The organism is Pseudomonas sp. TH04, from assembly GCF_016651355.1.
GTDB lineage: Bacteria > Pseudomonadota > Gammaproteobacteria > Pseudomonadales > Pseudomonadaceae > Aquipseudomonas > Aquipseudomonas fluorescens.
In genome coordinates, this window is sequence record NZ_JAEKEA010000001.1 from 1,295,359 (window position 1) to 1,309,396 (window position 14,038).

The following is a 14,038-nucleotide window of genomic DNA, read 5'->3' on the forward strand; positions in this document are numbered from 1 at the left end:
GATAGCGATCAGTGAAAAATCCGCCAACTGACCCGCCGCCATCGCAGGCAAGCCAGCGCCCACAGTTGACTTGCGTCAGTTGATAACGCTCATCACGTTTATTTACCGTTTATTTGACGTTTTTTTCTCATTTCGGGCTCTACATTCGCCGCGCCCAAACATGCAAATGATTCCTATTGGTCCAGCCTCAATCGACCTCTCACGGGCTTCCCGTGCATTCATAAAAACCGGAGCGTTCAGCGTATGGCTTCCCGTCTACCCTCTTTCTTCACTAAAGCCCTGCTGGCCACCGCACTGCTCGGCACCGGGTCGGTGTATGCCGCCGACGCCGTGGGCATTGTGGTGTACAACGCCCAGCACGAAAGCCTCACCAAGGCCTGGGTTGAAGGGTTCACCCAGGAAACCGGGATTCCGGTGACCATACGCAACGGCGACGACACCGAGATGGGCAACCAGATCGTGCAGGAAGGCGCGGCCTCCCCGGCTGACGTGTTCCTCACCGAGAACTCCCCGGCCATGGTGCTGGTGGACAACGCCGGGCTGTTCGCGCCGGTGGCGCCAGCCACCCTGGAACAAGTGGACGCCGCCTACCGCCCGGCCCACGGCAAGTGGTTGGGCATTGCCGCGCGCTCCACGGTATTTGTGTACAACCCAAGCAAATTGAAAGAAGCCGACCTGCCGAAATCCCTGCTGGACCTTGCCTCGCCAAGCTGGAAAGGCCGCTGGGCCGCTTCCCCGGCCGGTGCCGACTTCCAGGCCATCGTTGCCGCGGTGCTCGAATTGAAGGGCGAAGCCGCCACCCTCGACTGGCTCAAGGCGATGAAAACCAATGCGAGCATTTACCGGGGTAACAGCGCGGTGCTCAAGGCCGTCAACGCAGGCCAGGTCGACAGCGGCGTGATTTACCACTACTACAGTTTCGTCGACCAATCCAAGACCGGCGAAAACAGCAAGGACACCCAATTGCACTACTTCAAGCACCAGGACCCGGGCGCTTTTGTGAGCATTTCCGGTGGCGGTGTTTTGGCCTCCAGCAAACATAAAGACGAGGCCCAAGCCTTCTTGAAGTGGATTACCGGCAAAGACGGCCAGGCGATCTTGAAAGACGGCAACGCCTTCGAGTACGCCGTGGGCCAGAACGCCCAATCGAACCCCAAGCTGGTGCCGTTGGCGCAACTGGACGCACCGAAGGTTGACGCGTCCAAGCTCAACAGCAAAAAGGCTGTCGAGCTGATGACCCAGGCCGGACTGCTCTGATTGTTGCCTCAAGCCCCAGTGCCAGGTATCGCCCACGCGATACCTGCGCCACCACAACGACGCACCCAAGGTCTGTTCAGAGGCCGTGGGGGCACGTGGGTCACCAGTTTGTCAGTACTGGTTTCGCTGTTGGCGCTGTTGCCGATTGCGTTTGTGATCGGCGTGTCGTGGCAAATCGGCTGGGCGCAAATTGAGGCGCTGGTATGGCGCCCGCGCGTCGGCGAATTGTTGTTCAACACCGTGCTGTTGGTGGTGTTCACCCTGCCGTTATGCGTGGTGCTGGGCATTGCGCTGGCCTGGCTGACCGAACGCACCAACCTGCCGGGGCGACGCGTCTGGTCACTGTTGGCGGTGGCGCCGCTGGCGGTGCCGGCATTTGTGCACAGTTACGCCTGGGTCAGCCTGGTGCCTTCGATTCATGGCTTGCCGGCCGGCGTGCTGGTGTCGGTGATTGCCTACTTCCCGTTTCTGTACTTGCCGGTGGCGGCGACATTGCGCCGGCTGGACCCGGCCATCGAAGACGTGGCCGAGTCCCTGGGCCTCAAGCCCTGGGCGGTATTTATGCGGGTGGTCTTGCCGCAATTACGCCTGGCCATCTGCGGCGGTGCCCTGTTGGTGGGCCTGCACCTGCTGGCCGAATACGGCCTGTACGCGATGATTCGCTTTGACACTTTTACCACGGCGATCTTCGATCAGTTCAAATCCACCTTTAATGGCCCGGCAGCCAATATGCTGGCGGCCGTATTGGCGCTGTGTTGCCTGGCGATGCTGAGCGCGGAATCCGCTGCACGCGGCCATGCCCGATACGCGCGCGTTGGCTCCGGCAGCGCCCGGGACCAGCGCATCGTGACCCTGGGCACCCGCACCACCCTGCTCGCCCTCGGCTTGCAAGGCATGACCTGTGCGCTGGCCCTGGGTATCCCGCTGATCACCCTGGGCAAGTGGTTGATCGCCGGTGGCCGTGAGGTCTGGCAGTTCAGCGAACTGCTGCCGGCGCTGGAGCAAACCGTGCTGCTGGGGATAGCCGGTGCGGTATTGACCACCTGCGCGGCGGTGCCGATTGCCTGGCTGTCGATTCGGGCGCCGGGACGCCTGCAGCGTATCCTGGAAAGCTGCAACTACATCACCAGCTCGTTGCCCGGGATCGTAGTCGCGCTGGCACTGGTCACGGTGACCATCCACTTCGCCCGGCCGATTTACCAGACCACGATTACCGTGCTGCTCGCCTACCTGCTGATGTTCTTGCCACGCGCGCTGGTGAGTTTGCGCGCAGGTATCGCTCAGGCCCCGGTGGAGCTGGAAAACATGGCCCGCAGCCTCGGTCGCTCGCCGGGCCGCGCGTTATGGCTGATCACCCTGCGCCTGGCCGCACCGGCCGCCGCTGCGGGGGCGGCGCTGGTGTTCCTGGCGATCACCAATGAACTGACCGCCACCCTGTTGCTGGCGCCCAACGGCACCCGCACCCTGGCGACCGGCTTCTGGGCGATGACCAGCGAGATCGACTACGCCGCCGCCGCACCTTACGCGCTGATCATGATCCTGTTGTCACTGCCGTTGACCGGCCTTCTCTACCATCAATCCAAACGCACGGCAGGCCGATGAACGCCCTCGAACTCCACGCCATCTGCAAATCTTTCGGCACCCAGCGCGCCCTGGCGGACGTGACCTTGTCAGTGCCCACCGGGAGCCGCACGGTGATCGTCGGGCCTTCGGGCTCCGGCAAGACCACTTTGCTGCGCATGATTGCAGGCTTTGAATTCCCCGACACCGGCAGCCTCACGCTGAACGGCCAGACATTGGTCGACGCCACTCACGCCGTGCCCGCCCACCAGCGCCAGATCGGGTATGTGCCGCAGGACGGCGCGCTGTTCCCGCACATGACCGTGGCTGACAATATCGGCTTCGGCCTGGCCACCAAGGGCGAGGCTCGCCACACGCGTATCGCCGAACTGATGGACAGCGTAGCCCTCGACGCCACCATGGCCGGGCGTTGGCCCCATGAACTCTCCGGCGGCCAGCAGCAACGGGTGGCGCTGGCCCGGGCCTTGGCGCAACAACCACGGCTGATGTTGCTCGATGAACCGTTTTCCGCGCTGGACACCGGCTTGCGCTCGGCCATGCGCAAGATGGTCGCGCGGCTGCTGAGCGACGCGGGCATTACCACGATTCTGGTGACTCACGATCAAAGCGAGGCGCTGTCGTTCGCCGATCAGTTGGCGGTGATGCGCCAGGGTCGCCTGGTGCAGTCCGGTCACCCGATGGACCTGTACCAGTACCCCGTCGATGAGCAGACCGCATTGTTTCTCGGCGAGGCCGTGGTCATGCCCGCCCGGATCGAAGCGGGCTGGGCGCATTGCGGCCTGGGGCGCGTGCAGGTCGACAGCAAGACCCACTCCACCACGGCGCGAATCATGCTGCGACCGGAGCAATTGCAGTTGAGTACCACCGACGTTTCCGGCTGTCGAGGGGTGGTGACCGAACGCGAGTTCGGCGGCAATACGTGCACGCTGACTGTGGTGTTGCAACCCGATGACGCCGAGCCAGGCCCCGCCATTCTGGTGCGCAGTTCAGGCCTGCAAGCGCCTCCCATCGGCAGCGGGGTTCACCTCACCACGCTCGGTATGGCCCATGTGTTGAAAAAAGCTTCGCCCCTCAGTCTCAGCTAAGTTTCGGGGCCTACCTTCTCCCCTGCGCCCACCACCGCGCAGTCAAGGAGAGGTAACCCCATGAATGCCACAGCAGCCCGTTGGCTGAACAAAGTACCCGAGGTGACGCTGTCATTCTGGGTGATCAAGATATTGTCCACGACCGTGGGCGAAACCGGCGCGGATTACCTCGCCGTCAATGCCGGCTTCGGCGCCGGCTGGACCAGCCTCGGCATGGCTGCGCTGTTGGCCGTCGCGCTGTTCGGGCAGATGCGCACCAAGGCCTACACGCCCTGGATTTACTGGCTCACCGTGGTGCTGGTGAGCATCGTCGGCACACAGATCACCGATATCCTCACCGATAAACTCGACGTCAGCCTGTACCTCAGCACAGCGATTTTTGCGGGCCTGCTCGCGCTTAACTTTGTGGTTTGGTATCGCACCGAGCGCAGCCTGTCGATCCGCGACATCGTCACGCCACGGCGTGAGTGGTTTTACTGGACGACGGTGCTCTGCACGTTTGCCCTGGGCACCGCTGCCGGTGACCTGGCCACCGAAGCGCTGGGCCTGGGCTTCACGCTCGGCGCGGTGATTTTCGCCGGTTTGATCGCCGTGGCCATGGTGGCCTGGCGCGTGGGCGTCAACAGCGTGCTGACCTTCTGGGTCGCCTACATCCTCACCCGACCTTTCGGCGCCTCCCTCGGCGACCTGCTGACCCAAGCCAAGACCTATGGCGGCCTGGGCATGGGCGCCAGTTGGACCAGCGCGCTGTTCCTCTGCGTCATTGTCCTGCTGGTGGCCGTCGCGCAAATCAGTGTCAGCAACCGCAAAGCCATTACCCAATAACGACTCACCTCAAGGAAACCCTCATGCGCGTTCAAAACATGATCCGCCACGCCGCCATTGTTTCAGCGATCTTTATGCTGGGCATTGCCACCGGCTGCTCCAAACCTGCCGACAAACCCCAAGACACCGCCGGCGGCGCCACCGTCACGAGCAGCCAAGCCCATGCGTCAAAACTGGGCGACCTGTCCGAATTCCGCGCCATCGCGGCGGACGTGTCGGCGCTTGTCGCCAAGCACGACCTGGCGGGTGCCAAAGCCCGCATCAAAGACCTGGAAACCAGCTGGGATGCCGCCGAGGCCGGGATCAAACCTCGGGCCGCGAACGACTGGCACGTGCTGGACAAAGCCATCGACCGTGCACTTTCGGCCCTGCGTGATGGCAACCCGAACCAGGCCGACTGCACCGCCTCGATGGAGGACTTGCTCAAGACCTTCGATGCGATGAAAGGCTGACATCAGACAATCATGCTTCAATACAGACGCGGTGATCCTTTCACCGCGTTTGCTTTTGCTGCGGAGGCGACATGCGGATACTGCTGGTCGAAGACGACCCGATGATTGGCGATGCCATCCAACGCGCGCTCAGCGATGCGAGCTATGCCGCCGACTGGGTCAAGAACGGCCTCACCGGCCTCGCCGCACTCGACACCCAACCTTACGACCTGGTGCTGCTGGACCTGGGCCTGCCCGGCAAGGACGGCCTCGATGTGCTGGACAGCATCCGTGGGCGCAACAACCCCGTGCCGCTGCTGATCATTACCGCCCGTGACAGTCTCGATGACCGCCTGCGCGGCCTCGACAGTGGCGCCGATGACTATCTGCTCAAACCATTCGACATCTCGGAATTGCTCGCGCGTATCCGTGCGGTGTTGCGCCGCAAAGGCGGGAACGCTCTGCCGTTGCTGGACAATGGCAGCGTGTCGCTGGACCTGCTCACCAAGCAAGCCAGCACCGACGCGCATCGCAACGTCGCCCTTTCCAGTCGCGAATTTGCGCTACTGCAAGCCCTGCTGATTCGCCCAGGAGCAATCCTCTCGCGCAGTGAGTTGGAAGACCGCCTGTATGGCTGGGGCAATGAGGTCGAAAGCAACGCCATCGAGTTCCTGATTCACGCCTTGCGGCGCAAGTTGGGCAGTCATGTGATCAAGAATGTCAGGGGCATGGGATGGATGGTTTCAAAAAGCGTTTGAGTGAATCGGTCCAACTGCGGCTGTCGGTCACCCTGTCCCTGGCCATTTTGCTGGTGGCGCTGGTGGCCAGCGTGTTTGCCTTTGTCTCGGCCTTCGACGAAACCCACGAACAGCAGGACGACACCTTACGCCAGGTCGCGATGCTGTATGACCGCCAGCAGATGACCCTGCACTACCCACAAGGCCCGGCCATTGATGGCGATGACGAAGAATCCCGGGTAATCATTCAACACCTGGGCGACGGCCGGCGCGCTACGGGCATCAACGATGAAGCCTTGCCCTTGCCCTTCCCCACAGACCTCGCTGACGGGCTGTCCACCGTTGAGGTGAGCGGTGAAAACTTTCGCGTGCTGGTGCACACCACGGCACGTGGCGAACGCATTGCCGTGGCCCAGGAATCCGATGCCCGCGACAAGGACGCCCGCGAAAGCGCCTGGCGCAGTTTGTTGCCGTTCCTGATCTTGTTTCCGGTGCTGCTGTTGGTGGTTGGCGATCTGGTGCGCAAGTTGTTTCGCCCGATTGGTGTGCTCGCCGCCGAGATCGACCAGCGCGCCGAGCAGGAACTGCACCCCATTGAAGAACAACACCTGCCCAGCGAAGTGCGCCCGTTTGTGGTGGCGATCAATCGTTTGCTGGCCCGCGTTGAGCAGTCGATGGACAGCCAGCGGCGCTTTGTCGCCGATGCCGCTCACGAACTGCGCTCGCCGATGACCGCCCTGGCCCTGCAAGCCGACCGGCTGGCCGCCACTGACCTGTCGCCCATGAGCCGGGAGCGTTTTGAGCCGCTGTCACGCGGCATCCAACGCGGCCGCACATTGATCGATCAACTGCTGAGCCTGGCGGCGGCGCAGTCGGCGTCGGAGCGCGTGCGAACATCGCTGTCGGTGCATGCCGTGTATCGCCAGGTGCTAGAAGACCTATTGCCGTTGGCCGAGCGCAAACAGATCGACATCGGTGTTGAAAGCACTCAGGACGTGCAGGTGATGTTCAACGCGATGGACCTGTTCACGCTGGTGAAAAACCTGGTGGATAACGCCATTCGCTACACCCCGCCGGGTGGGCGTATCGACCTGTCGGTGGCGGTGATGGCTGACACCATTCAACTGCAAATCAAAGACTCGGGGCCCGGTATTTCAGTCGAGGAACAGGCGCGGGTGTTTGACCCGTTCTATCGCAGCCTGGGCACCGACGAGGCCGGTTCCGGCTTGGGTTTGTCGATCGTCAAGGCGATCACCGATCGCACCGGGGCGCAGGTGCAACTGTCATTTACCGACGCCGAGGAGCAGCGCGGGTTGTGTGTCAGCGTGTGGCTTGCGAAATAACCCTCAGCCGCCAGCTTTTTTTCGCCTGGATATTGCCTGCCAGAACTAAAAGTCCATAATGGACAAATTAGTTTATCTGCGGAGATAGCCATGTCCAGCACGCCTCAAGTGATCAACCAAGCCCAAGCACGCGAACTACTCGCCAAGGTTGACGTGCCCCGGGTGCTGCGCAAGCTGTTTCGCGACCTGGCCGCCGGGCTGGCGGTGCAGCCGGCGCAGCAATGCGTGGAGTTCCCGCAAGGGGCCGGCGATTTCATCAACTATTTGGGCGTGCTGACCGAAGACGCGGTGTACGGGGTCAAGACGTCGCCCTATATCGTGCGCGAACAAGGGCCGCTGGTGACGGCATGGACATTGTTGATGTCGATGCACACCGGCCAGCCGCTGTTGCTGTGTGATGCGGCCGAGCTGACCACCGAACGCACGGCCGCCACGACCGCCTTGGCGGTGGACGCCCTGGCGCCTGCAGCCGCCCGACGCCTGGCGATTATCGGCAGTGGCAAGGTTGCCCAGGCGCACCTGCGCTATGTGCAGAACCTGCGCGACTGGCAGCACATCAGCCTCTTTTCACCGCGCCTGGACCGTGCCAGCGCCGATACCCTGGCCCATCTCAACGGCCTCGACCCGCGCTTGACCCTCGCCAGCAGCTGCGAGGCTGCGCTGCAAGACGCGGACGTGATTCTGCTCTGCACCTCGTCGGCCGGCCCGGTGATGGACCCCGCGCGCCTGAGCAAACCGGCGCTGATTACCTCCATCAGCACCAACGCCCCACGCGCCCATGAAGTACCGCCGCACTGCCTCAACGACATGCATGTATTCTGCGACTATCGCCAGACCACCCCGGGCACGGCCGGCGAAATGCTGATCGCCAGCGAACAACACGGGTGGGACAAACGGGCTGTCATCGGTGACCTGCCCGAGTTGCTCAGCGACATGGCGCAGCGCCCCGACTACGACCGCTGTGTGTTTTTCCGCTCGATCGGGCTGGGCCTGGAAGACGTCGCACTGGCCAATGCCTTGTATCAAATCCGGCGCTAAGCCCTTTTTTTGGAGATGTTCATGAGCCATGCAGACTTCATCATCATCGGCGGCGGCATTGCGGGCGCTTCCACGGGTTTCTGGCTGTCGCAGCATGGCAAAGTGCTGGTGCTGGAGCGTGAAAACCACCCGGCCTACCACTCCACCGGGCGTTCGGCGGCGCTCTACACCGCCGCGTATGGCACCCCGCAAGTGCGCGCGTTGACCCTGGCCAGCCGGGCGTTTTTCGACAACCCGCCGGCGGGTTTCTGTGAGCATCCGTTGCTCACGCCGCGCGGCGAAATGACCGTGGACTTCAGCGGCGACCCGGCGGAGCTGGAAAGCCAATACCTGAGTGCCAAAGCCACGGTGGCACAGGTGGAGCGCCTGAGTGTCGACGAAGCATGCGCGCGGTTGCCGATCCTGCGGCGCGAAAAAGTCCACGGTGCAATCTTCGACCCGACGGCCAGCGACATCGACACCGACGCCCTGCACCAGGGTTATTTGCGTGGCATTCGCCGTCACAACAGCGACGTACGCACCGACAGCCACGTGCTGGGGCTGACGCGTGACGCCGACGGCCTGTGGCACGTGCGCACCCAGGATGCGACGTACACCACGCCCATCATCATTAACGCCGCCGGCGCCTGGGCCGACCATATCGGCGCATTGGCCGGCGCGGCGTCCATCGGCTTGCAGCCCAAGCGCCGCTCGGCGTTTATCTTCGCCGGGCCCGAAGGCGTCGACACCCATCAGTGGCCGATGCTGGTGGCCCTCGACGAAGCTTTCTACATGAAACCCGATGCGGGCATGTTCCTCGGCTCACCGGCCAACGCCGACCCCGTCGAGCCGCAGGATGTGCAGCCCGAAGAGCTGGACATCGCCATGGGCATTTACCAGATCGAAGAAGCCACCACCCTGACCATCCGCCGCCCGACCCGGACTTGGGCCGGGCTGCGCAGTTTTGTGCACGACGGTGATTTGCTCTCCGGCTTCGACGCACAGGTGCCGGGGCTGTTCTGGGTCGCGGCGCAAGGCGGCTATGGCATTCAGACTTCACCCGCCATGGGCCAGGCCAGTGCGGCCCTGGTGCGCGGCGCGCCGCTGCCGGAGCAACTGACGCGGTTCGGCCTGGACGCTGGTATGCTCTCGCCCGTCCGCCTGGAGCCGCATTGATGAACACCGCTGAGCAAGACAAGGTTGTCCAGAACTTCCGCACGATTGCCGATGCGATCGCCACGTTGTTCTTCCCCCACGCCGAAGTGGTGCTGCATGATTTGCGCACGCAAAAAGTCGACTACATCGCCAATAACCTGTCGAAACGGGCCATCGGTGATGACTCGGCCCTGGAGGACATGCTCAGCGATGACATCCATGAAGTGAATATCGGCCCGTACGAAAAGCTCAATTGGGACGGTCAGAAAATTCGCAGCTTGAGCAGCGTGCTCCACGACCACAAAGGTCGCCGGCTGGCGGTGTTGTGCATCAACCTGAATATCTCGCTGTTCGAAAACGCCAAGGCGGCACTGGACCTGTTCCTGTCGCCGAGCAAGCTGATCCCGCAACCGGACTCACTGTTTCGTGATGACTGGCAGGAACGGATCAACACCTTTTTGCATGCCTGGATGCGCGAACGCCAGCTGAGCCTGAACCTGCTGACCCGGGACCATAAACGTGAGCTGGTGCTGGCGTTGCATGCCGAGGGCGCCTTCAAAGGCAAGAGTGCGTCGAACTATGTGGCGAATGTGCTGGGGATGGGCCGGGCGACCGTCTACAAGCACCTCAAGGAATTGAAGGGTTGAACAGATAATCCTCGCCACACCTGCGAGCCACGGTGGGCGCTGGCTTGCCCGCGCCCACCGTCACCCAGGTTGTGTTCAGGACCGCATTCGCAGTCAGTCGCCGTAGATATCCGACTTGAAGTACTGCTGTGAAATCTTCTGGTACTCACCATTGGCACGGATACCGTCGATGGCCGTGTTCAACTCACTGACCAATGCCGTATTGCCCTTGCGCACCGCGATCCCGGCGCCCTCGCCCACGTATTTCGGGTCCTTCAGCTCCGGGCCGACAAAGGCGTAGCCCTTGCCGCGCGGCATCGCCAGGAAGTCACTCAGGGGGATGGTGTCGGCAAAGATCGCATCCAGGCGACCTGACGCCAGGTCCATGTAGATTTCTTCGTTATTGCTGTAGCGCTTGACGTTGATGCCCTTGGGCTCGAACACCTCGGTGGCATAGCGGTCGGTGGTGGTGGCGCGTTGCACGCCGACGGTCTTGCCCTTGAGGCTGGCGTACTGGTCGTCCACGGCTGCACCGTCCTTCATCACCAGGCGCGAAGACGTGAAGTAATACTTGTGGGAGAAATCCACCGACTTCTTGCGGTCTTCGTTGATGGTCATGGACGACAGGGCCATGTCGATTTTCTTCACTTTCAGGGAAGGAATCAGCCCGTCGAACTCACCCTCGACCCACACGCACTTGACCTTCATCTGAACGCACAACGCGTTGCCGATGTCGTAGTCGAACCCGACGATCTTGCCGTCCTGGGTCTTGGAGGCGAACGGTGGGTACGCCGCCTCGATACCGATGCGCAGGGTTTTCTCGGCGGCCAGCACATGGCTGGAGGCAAGCAGGCTCAGGGCCAGGCCGGTGATCAGCGTGCGTTTCTTCATGATCGTTGTCTCGCAAGTTGTTGTTGGTTTGGCAAGCGTGAAGAAAGGGAGAAGTGCAACGTGTATTTGTACTTATAATTCCATACTGGACTTTTACGTATTGATCGTCAATCCGCCGCTATCCCGGCCACCTCCGTAAAACCTGATCTGAATTGCCATAGGCCCTGCACACACCTGGAGGCACTGGGGTGCGATAAAGGGGGGATGCGCGCGGCGCGCAAAATTATTGCCCGTCTCCATCGTTTCTCCACAAAACCTCCCATGAAAGCGCACGTTGATAACGCACAATTGCGATCGCCGTGGCGCCTCGTGGCGCGGGCTTACCAGGAGAAACAGATGATTCCTGCCCTGTACGTCGCAAAAACCGGGTTGTCTGCCCAGGACACCCAACTGACGACAATTTCCAACAACCTGGCGAACGTTTCGACCACCGGCTTCAAACGTGATCGCGCTGAATTCCAGGACCTGCTGTACCAGATCAAGCGCCAGCCAGGTGCCAAGTCGACGCAGGACAGTGAGCTGCCTTCAGGGTTGCAGCTGGGCACCGGCGTGCACATCGTCGGCACGCAGAAAAACTTCACCAGCGGCAGCCTGCAAACCACCGGGCAGCCCCTGGACCTGGCACTCAACGGCCGGGGGTTCTTCCAGGTCCTGCAACCGGATGGCACCACCGGCTACTCGCGCGACGGCACGTTTCACCTGAACGCCAACGGCCAGGTCGTCACGGCAAGCGGCTTCGCGCTGGAACCGGCGATTGTCGTGCCGGACAACGCCAAGACCTTTACTGTGGGTCAGGATGGCACGGTGTCCATCACCGTGGCCGGCAACCCCGCCTCACAAGTGATCGGCAACCTGCAAACGGCCGACTTCATCAACCCTGCCGGCTTGCAGGCGATCGGCAACAATCTGTTTCTGGAAACCGCGTCCAGTGGTGCACCTCAGGTCGGTACGCCGGGGGGCAACGGTTTTGGCACCACCCTGCAAAGCACCCTGGAGACCTCAAACGTGAGCACCGTCGAAGAGATGGTCAATATGATCACCACGCAACGCGCTTATGAAATGAATTCAAAAGTGATTTCCACAGCCAACCAGATGCTGGGCACCCTCACCCAGAAGCTATGATCACTCCTTGGAAACGCGGCCATGGACCGGCAGCCACGACCAGGCAGATACGCGCGAGCACACGGACGTAAAAGCTCGCCGCGTATTCACCGAGCAGACCATGACTGATATTCCCGTTGCATCAATGCCCCGTCCGGACAGCGCCAGAGAAACCCAGGCACTCGTGCTGATTGCCGAAGATGAACCTGAAATCGCCGACATCCTGCTGGCCTATCTCAAACGCAGTGGCTTTCGCACCGCACACGCACGTGACGGCCGCCAGGCCCTGGAAATGCACCTGACGCTCAAGCCAGACCTGGTGTTGCTGGATGTGCTGATGCCCCACGTGGATGGCTGGCAGGTGCTTGCCGAAGTGCGTCATCGCGGCCATACGCCGGTGATCATGCTGACGGCGCAGGATCAGGACATGGACAAGCTGATGGGCCTGCGCATCGGGGCCGACGACTACATCGTCAAACCGTTCAACCCGGCCGAAGTGGTTGCGCGCACCCAGGCCGTACTCCGACGCGCCATCGCTTACCACTACCGCGCCAGCCCCACGGTGCTGCGGGTGGACGCGTTTGAAATTGACCTTGAAAGCTATGAAGTCACGGTGACCCTCGCCGGCCGAAAAGTGCCGCTGGCATTGACGGTGACGGAGTTCAGGTTGCTGGCCCAACTGGCCAAGGCGCCGAAAAGAGTGTTCAGCCGCGCCGAACTGCTGGCCCAGTGTTCACCGGAAAGTGACAGCCTGGAGCGTACCGTCGACAGCCACATCAGCAAACTGCGCCGCAAGCTCGAAGACCTCGGTTTACAAGGCGTACCCACCAGTATCCGGGGGGTGGGCTACCGGTTTGGGTGTGTGTCGTGAAGGGGCTCAATGGCTTGAGCCGCCAGATCATCCTGTCCATGTCCGCCGTGGTGTTGTGCGTGATCGCCCTGGCCGTGATCGGCTCTTATATTTTCTATGCGTTGCTATGGACGTACTGGCCGCTCACGGACGAAGAAGTGAATGAGTGGCTGCCAGCCAACATCGAATGGGTGTGGATGGGTTTGACCACGTGTGTGAGCCTGGCGGTGGGCTCGATTGTGGCCTTGAAGCTGTCTCGACGAATTCTGATGCCACTGAATTCCGTGGCCGAGAACCTGCGCAAACTCGCCGACGGCGACCTGGATGTACAAGCGGTTGCCGGTGACCAGTCGATTGGCGAAGCAGCCATCCTGGTGAACGATTTCAACAGCATGGCTAAACGCTTGCAGCGTATGGCGCAGGAACAGGCGTTCTGGAATGCGGCAATTGCCCATGAGCTGCGCACGCCACTGACCATCTTGCGGGGGCGCCTGCAGGGCTTGGCCGAAGGCGTATTCGAACCGGATACCGCGCAGTTCTACAGCTTGTTGGGCCAGGTAGAAGGCCTGACACGCTTGATCGAGGACTTGCGGGTGGTCGGCCTGGCCGACAGTGGCTACCTGGAACTCAACCTGCAGGAAGCCGACCTGGCCACGGGCATTGAGGACGATGTGCGGCTGTTCGAACCCAGCCTCACTGCCGCCGGCTTTGTCCTGCAACTGGACCTGCAACGCCGCACGATGCGCTGCGACCCGGCGCGAATCCGCCAGGCGCTGCTGGCGCTGTTGGACAATATCCGACGGCACGCGACACCCGGAAACGTGATCGTGCACCTGAGTACCCGCGACGGTTTCAACTACCTGCGCGTGCGCGATGACGGCCCCGGTATCGACGAACGCTTCGCGACGCATTTGTTCGACGCCTTCCAACGCGGCGAAAACTCCCGTTCACGCGCCCAAGGCGGCAGCGGCCTGGGCCTTGCGGTGGTGCGCGCCATCGCCCTCGCCCATGGCGGCGCCGTGACCTGCCGGCGCATGGAAAACGGCGGCACGCTGTTCGAACTCAGCTGGCATGTTTGATTTAACGAGGTACCGCGATGCGTAGCTTTTCCTGGGTGTTCAGGAAAACCACCGACTACA

General features: G+C 62.0%; 14 protein-coding genes. 13 read left to right on the forward strand and 1 reads right to left on the reverse strand.

All coding sequences use genetic code 11. The features are described from left to right. Nucleotides 1–243 precede the first annotated feature (243 nt). From JFT85_RS05590 to JFT85_RS05635, 10 genes are all read left to right on the forward strand, one after another. A complete protein-coding gene (locus JFT85_RS05590) occupies nt 244–1,257 on the forward strand; it encodes an iron ABC transporter substrate-binding protein (RefSeq protein WP_078828021.1) in 1,014 nt (337 codons plus the stop codon). 27 nt (nt 1,258–1,284) lie between these two features. Further along, nucleotides 1,285–2,859, forward strand: a complete 1,575-nt coding sequence (locus tag JFT85_RS05595) for an ABC transporter permease (RefSeq protein ID WP_139372207.1) — start codon at nt 1,285–1,287, stop codon at nt 2,857–2,859. Next, nucleotides 2,856–3,923 (forward strand): ABC transporter ATP-binding protein, encoded by a 1,068-nt coding sequence (locus tag JFT85_RS05600; protein WP_073636799.1) that lies wholly within the window; start codon nt 2,856–2,858, stop codon nt 3,921–3,923. Before JFT85_RS05595 ends, JFT85_RS05600 begins: the two co-directional genes overlap by 4 nt. A gap of 60 nt (nt 3,924–3,983) precedes the next feature. After that, complete coding sequence (locus JFT85_RS05605) at nt 3,984–4,748, forward strand: COG4705 family protein (protein ID WP_053255528.1); 765 nt, start codon at nt 3,984–3,986, stop codon at nt 4,746–4,748. A gap of 23 nt (nt 4,749–4,771) precedes the next feature. Then, nucleotides 4,772–5,200 carry a hypothetical protein gene (locus JFT85_RS05610; protein ID WP_053255527.1) on the forward strand — a complete coding sequence of 143 codons (429 nt, stop codon included), beginning with the start codon at nt 4,772–4,774 and terminating at the stop codon, nt 5,198–5,200. 71 nt (nt 5,201–5,271) lie between these two features. Then, nucleotides 5,272–5,937 (forward strand): response regulator transcription factor, encoded by a 666-nt coding sequence (locus JFT85_RS05615; protein ID WP_053255526.1) that lies wholly within the window; start codon nt 5,272–5,274, stop codon nt 5,935–5,937. Further along, complete coding sequence (locus tag JFT85_RS05620; protein ID WP_201229442.1) at nt 5,913–7,259, forward strand: ATP-binding protein; 1,347 nt, start codon at nt 5,913–5,915, stop codon at nt 7,257–7,259. Before JFT85_RS05615 ends, JFT85_RS05620 begins: the two co-directional genes overlap by 25 nt. A gap of 90 nt (nt 7,260–7,349) precedes the next feature. Continuing rightward, nucleotides 7,350–8,297 carry an ornithine cyclodeaminase family protein gene (locus tag JFT85_RS05625; protein ID WP_053255524.1) on the forward strand — a complete coding sequence of 316 codons (948 nt, stop codon included), beginning with the start codon at nt 7,350–7,352 and terminating at the stop codon, nt 8,295–8,297. A 21-nt stretch (nt 8,298–8,318) separates the two neighbouring features. Further along, nucleotides 8,319–9,452, forward strand: a complete 1,134-nt coding sequence (locus JFT85_RS05630) for an NAD(P)/FAD-dependent oxidoreductase (RefSeq protein WP_053255523.1) — start codon at nt 8,319–8,321, stop codon at nt 9,450–9,452. Beyond that, nucleotides 9,452–10,078: a helix-turn-helix transcriptional regulator gene (locus JFT85_RS05635; protein ID WP_053255522.1), complete on the forward strand. Its 627-nt coding sequence runs from the start codon at nt 9,452–9,454 to the stop codon at nt 10,076–10,078. Before JFT85_RS05630 ends, JFT85_RS05635 begins: the two co-directional genes overlap by 1 nt. A gap of 93 nt (nt 10,079–10,171) precedes the next feature. Here JFT85_RS05635 and JFT85_RS05640 read toward each other — a convergent pair whose 3' ends face one another. Further along, a complete protein-coding gene (locus JFT85_RS05640; RefSeq protein WP_069552223.1) occupies nt 10,172–10,948 on the reverse strand; it encodes an ABC transporter substrate-binding protein in 777 nt (258 codons plus the stop codon). Between the two features lie 336 nt (nt 10,949–11,284). Between JFT85_RS05640 and flgG the strand changes: the two genes are divergently transcribed. From flgG to JFT85_RS05655, 3 genes are all read left to right on the forward strand, one after another. Then, the gene (gene flgG, locus JFT85_RS05645; RefSeq protein WP_069552224.1) at nt 11,285–12,070 is read left to right on the forward strand and encodes a flagellar basal-body rod protein FlgG; all 786 of its coding nucleotides are present in this window, start codon (nt 11,285–11,287) and stop codon (nt 12,068–12,070) included. 100 nt (nt 12,071–12,170) lie between these two features. After that, entirely contained in the window at nt 12,171–12,920 is a 750-nt protein-coding gene (locus JFT85_RS05650; RefSeq protein ID WP_078828036.1) for a response regulator, read from the forward strand. Next, the gene (locus tag JFT85_RS05655) at nt 12,917–13,978 is read left to right on the forward strand and encodes an ATP-binding protein (RefSeq protein WP_053255519.1); all 1,062 of its coding nucleotides are present in this window, start codon (nt 12,917–12,919) and stop codon (nt 13,976–13,978) included. The genes JFT85_RS05650 and JFT85_RS05655 overlap by 4 nt, the downstream gene beginning before the upstream one ends. The last annotated feature ends 60 nt before the right edge of the window (nt 13,979–14,038 follow it).

What these genes read in the sequence shown, in the direction of transcription:
- JFT85_RS05640 (WP_069552223.1), bottom strand. Translation starts at nt 10,948, where the DNA reads ATGAAGAAACGCACGCTGATCACCGGCCTGGCCCTGAGCCTGCTTGCC.
- JFT85_RS05630 (WP_053255523.1), top strand. Translation starts at nt 8,319, where the DNA reads ATGAGCCATGCAGACTTCATCATCATCGGCGGCGGCATTGCGGGCGCT.
- JFT85_RS05605 (WP_053255528.1), top strand. Translation starts at nt 3,984, where the DNA reads ATGAATGCCACAGCAGCCCGTTGGCTGAACAAAGTACCCGAGGTGACG.
- JFT85_RS05620 (WP_201229442.1), top strand. Translation starts at nt 5,913, where the DNA reads ATGGATGGTTTCAAAAAGCGTTTGAGTGAATCGGTCCAACTGCGGCTG.
- JFT85_RS05625 (WP_053255524.1), top strand. Translation starts at nt 7,350, where the DNA reads ATGTCCAGCACGCCTCAAGTGATCAACCAAGCCCAAGCACGCGAACTA.
- JFT85_RS05615 (WP_053255526.1), top strand. Translation starts at nt 5,272, where the DNA reads ATGCGGATACTGCTGGTCGAAGACGACCCGATGATTGGCGATGCCATC.
- JFT85_RS05590 (WP_078828021.1), top strand. Translation starts at nt 244, where the DNA reads ATGGCTTCCCGTCTACCCTCTTTCTTCACTAAAGCCCTGCTGGCCACC.
- JFT85_RS05600 (WP_073636799.1), top strand. Translation starts at nt 2,856, where the DNA reads ATGAACGCCCTCGAACTCCACGCCATCTGCAAATCTTTCGGCACCCAG.
- flgG (WP_069552224.1), top strand. Translation starts at nt 11,285, where the DNA reads ATGATTCCTGCCCTGTACGTCGCAAAAACCGGGTTGTCTGCCCAGGAC.
- JFT85_RS05650 (WP_078828036.1), top strand. Translation starts at nt 12,171, where the DNA reads ATGACTGATATTCCCGTTGCATCAATGCCCCGTCCGGACAGCGCCAGA.
- JFT85_RS05635 (WP_053255522.1), top strand. Translation starts at nt 9,452, where the DNA reads ATGAACACCGCTGAGCAAGACAAGGTTGTCCAGAACTTCCGCACGATT.
- JFT85_RS05610 (WP_053255527.1), top strand. Translation starts at nt 4,772, where the DNA reads ATGCGCGTTCAAAACATGATCCGCCACGCCGCCATTGTTTCAGCGATC.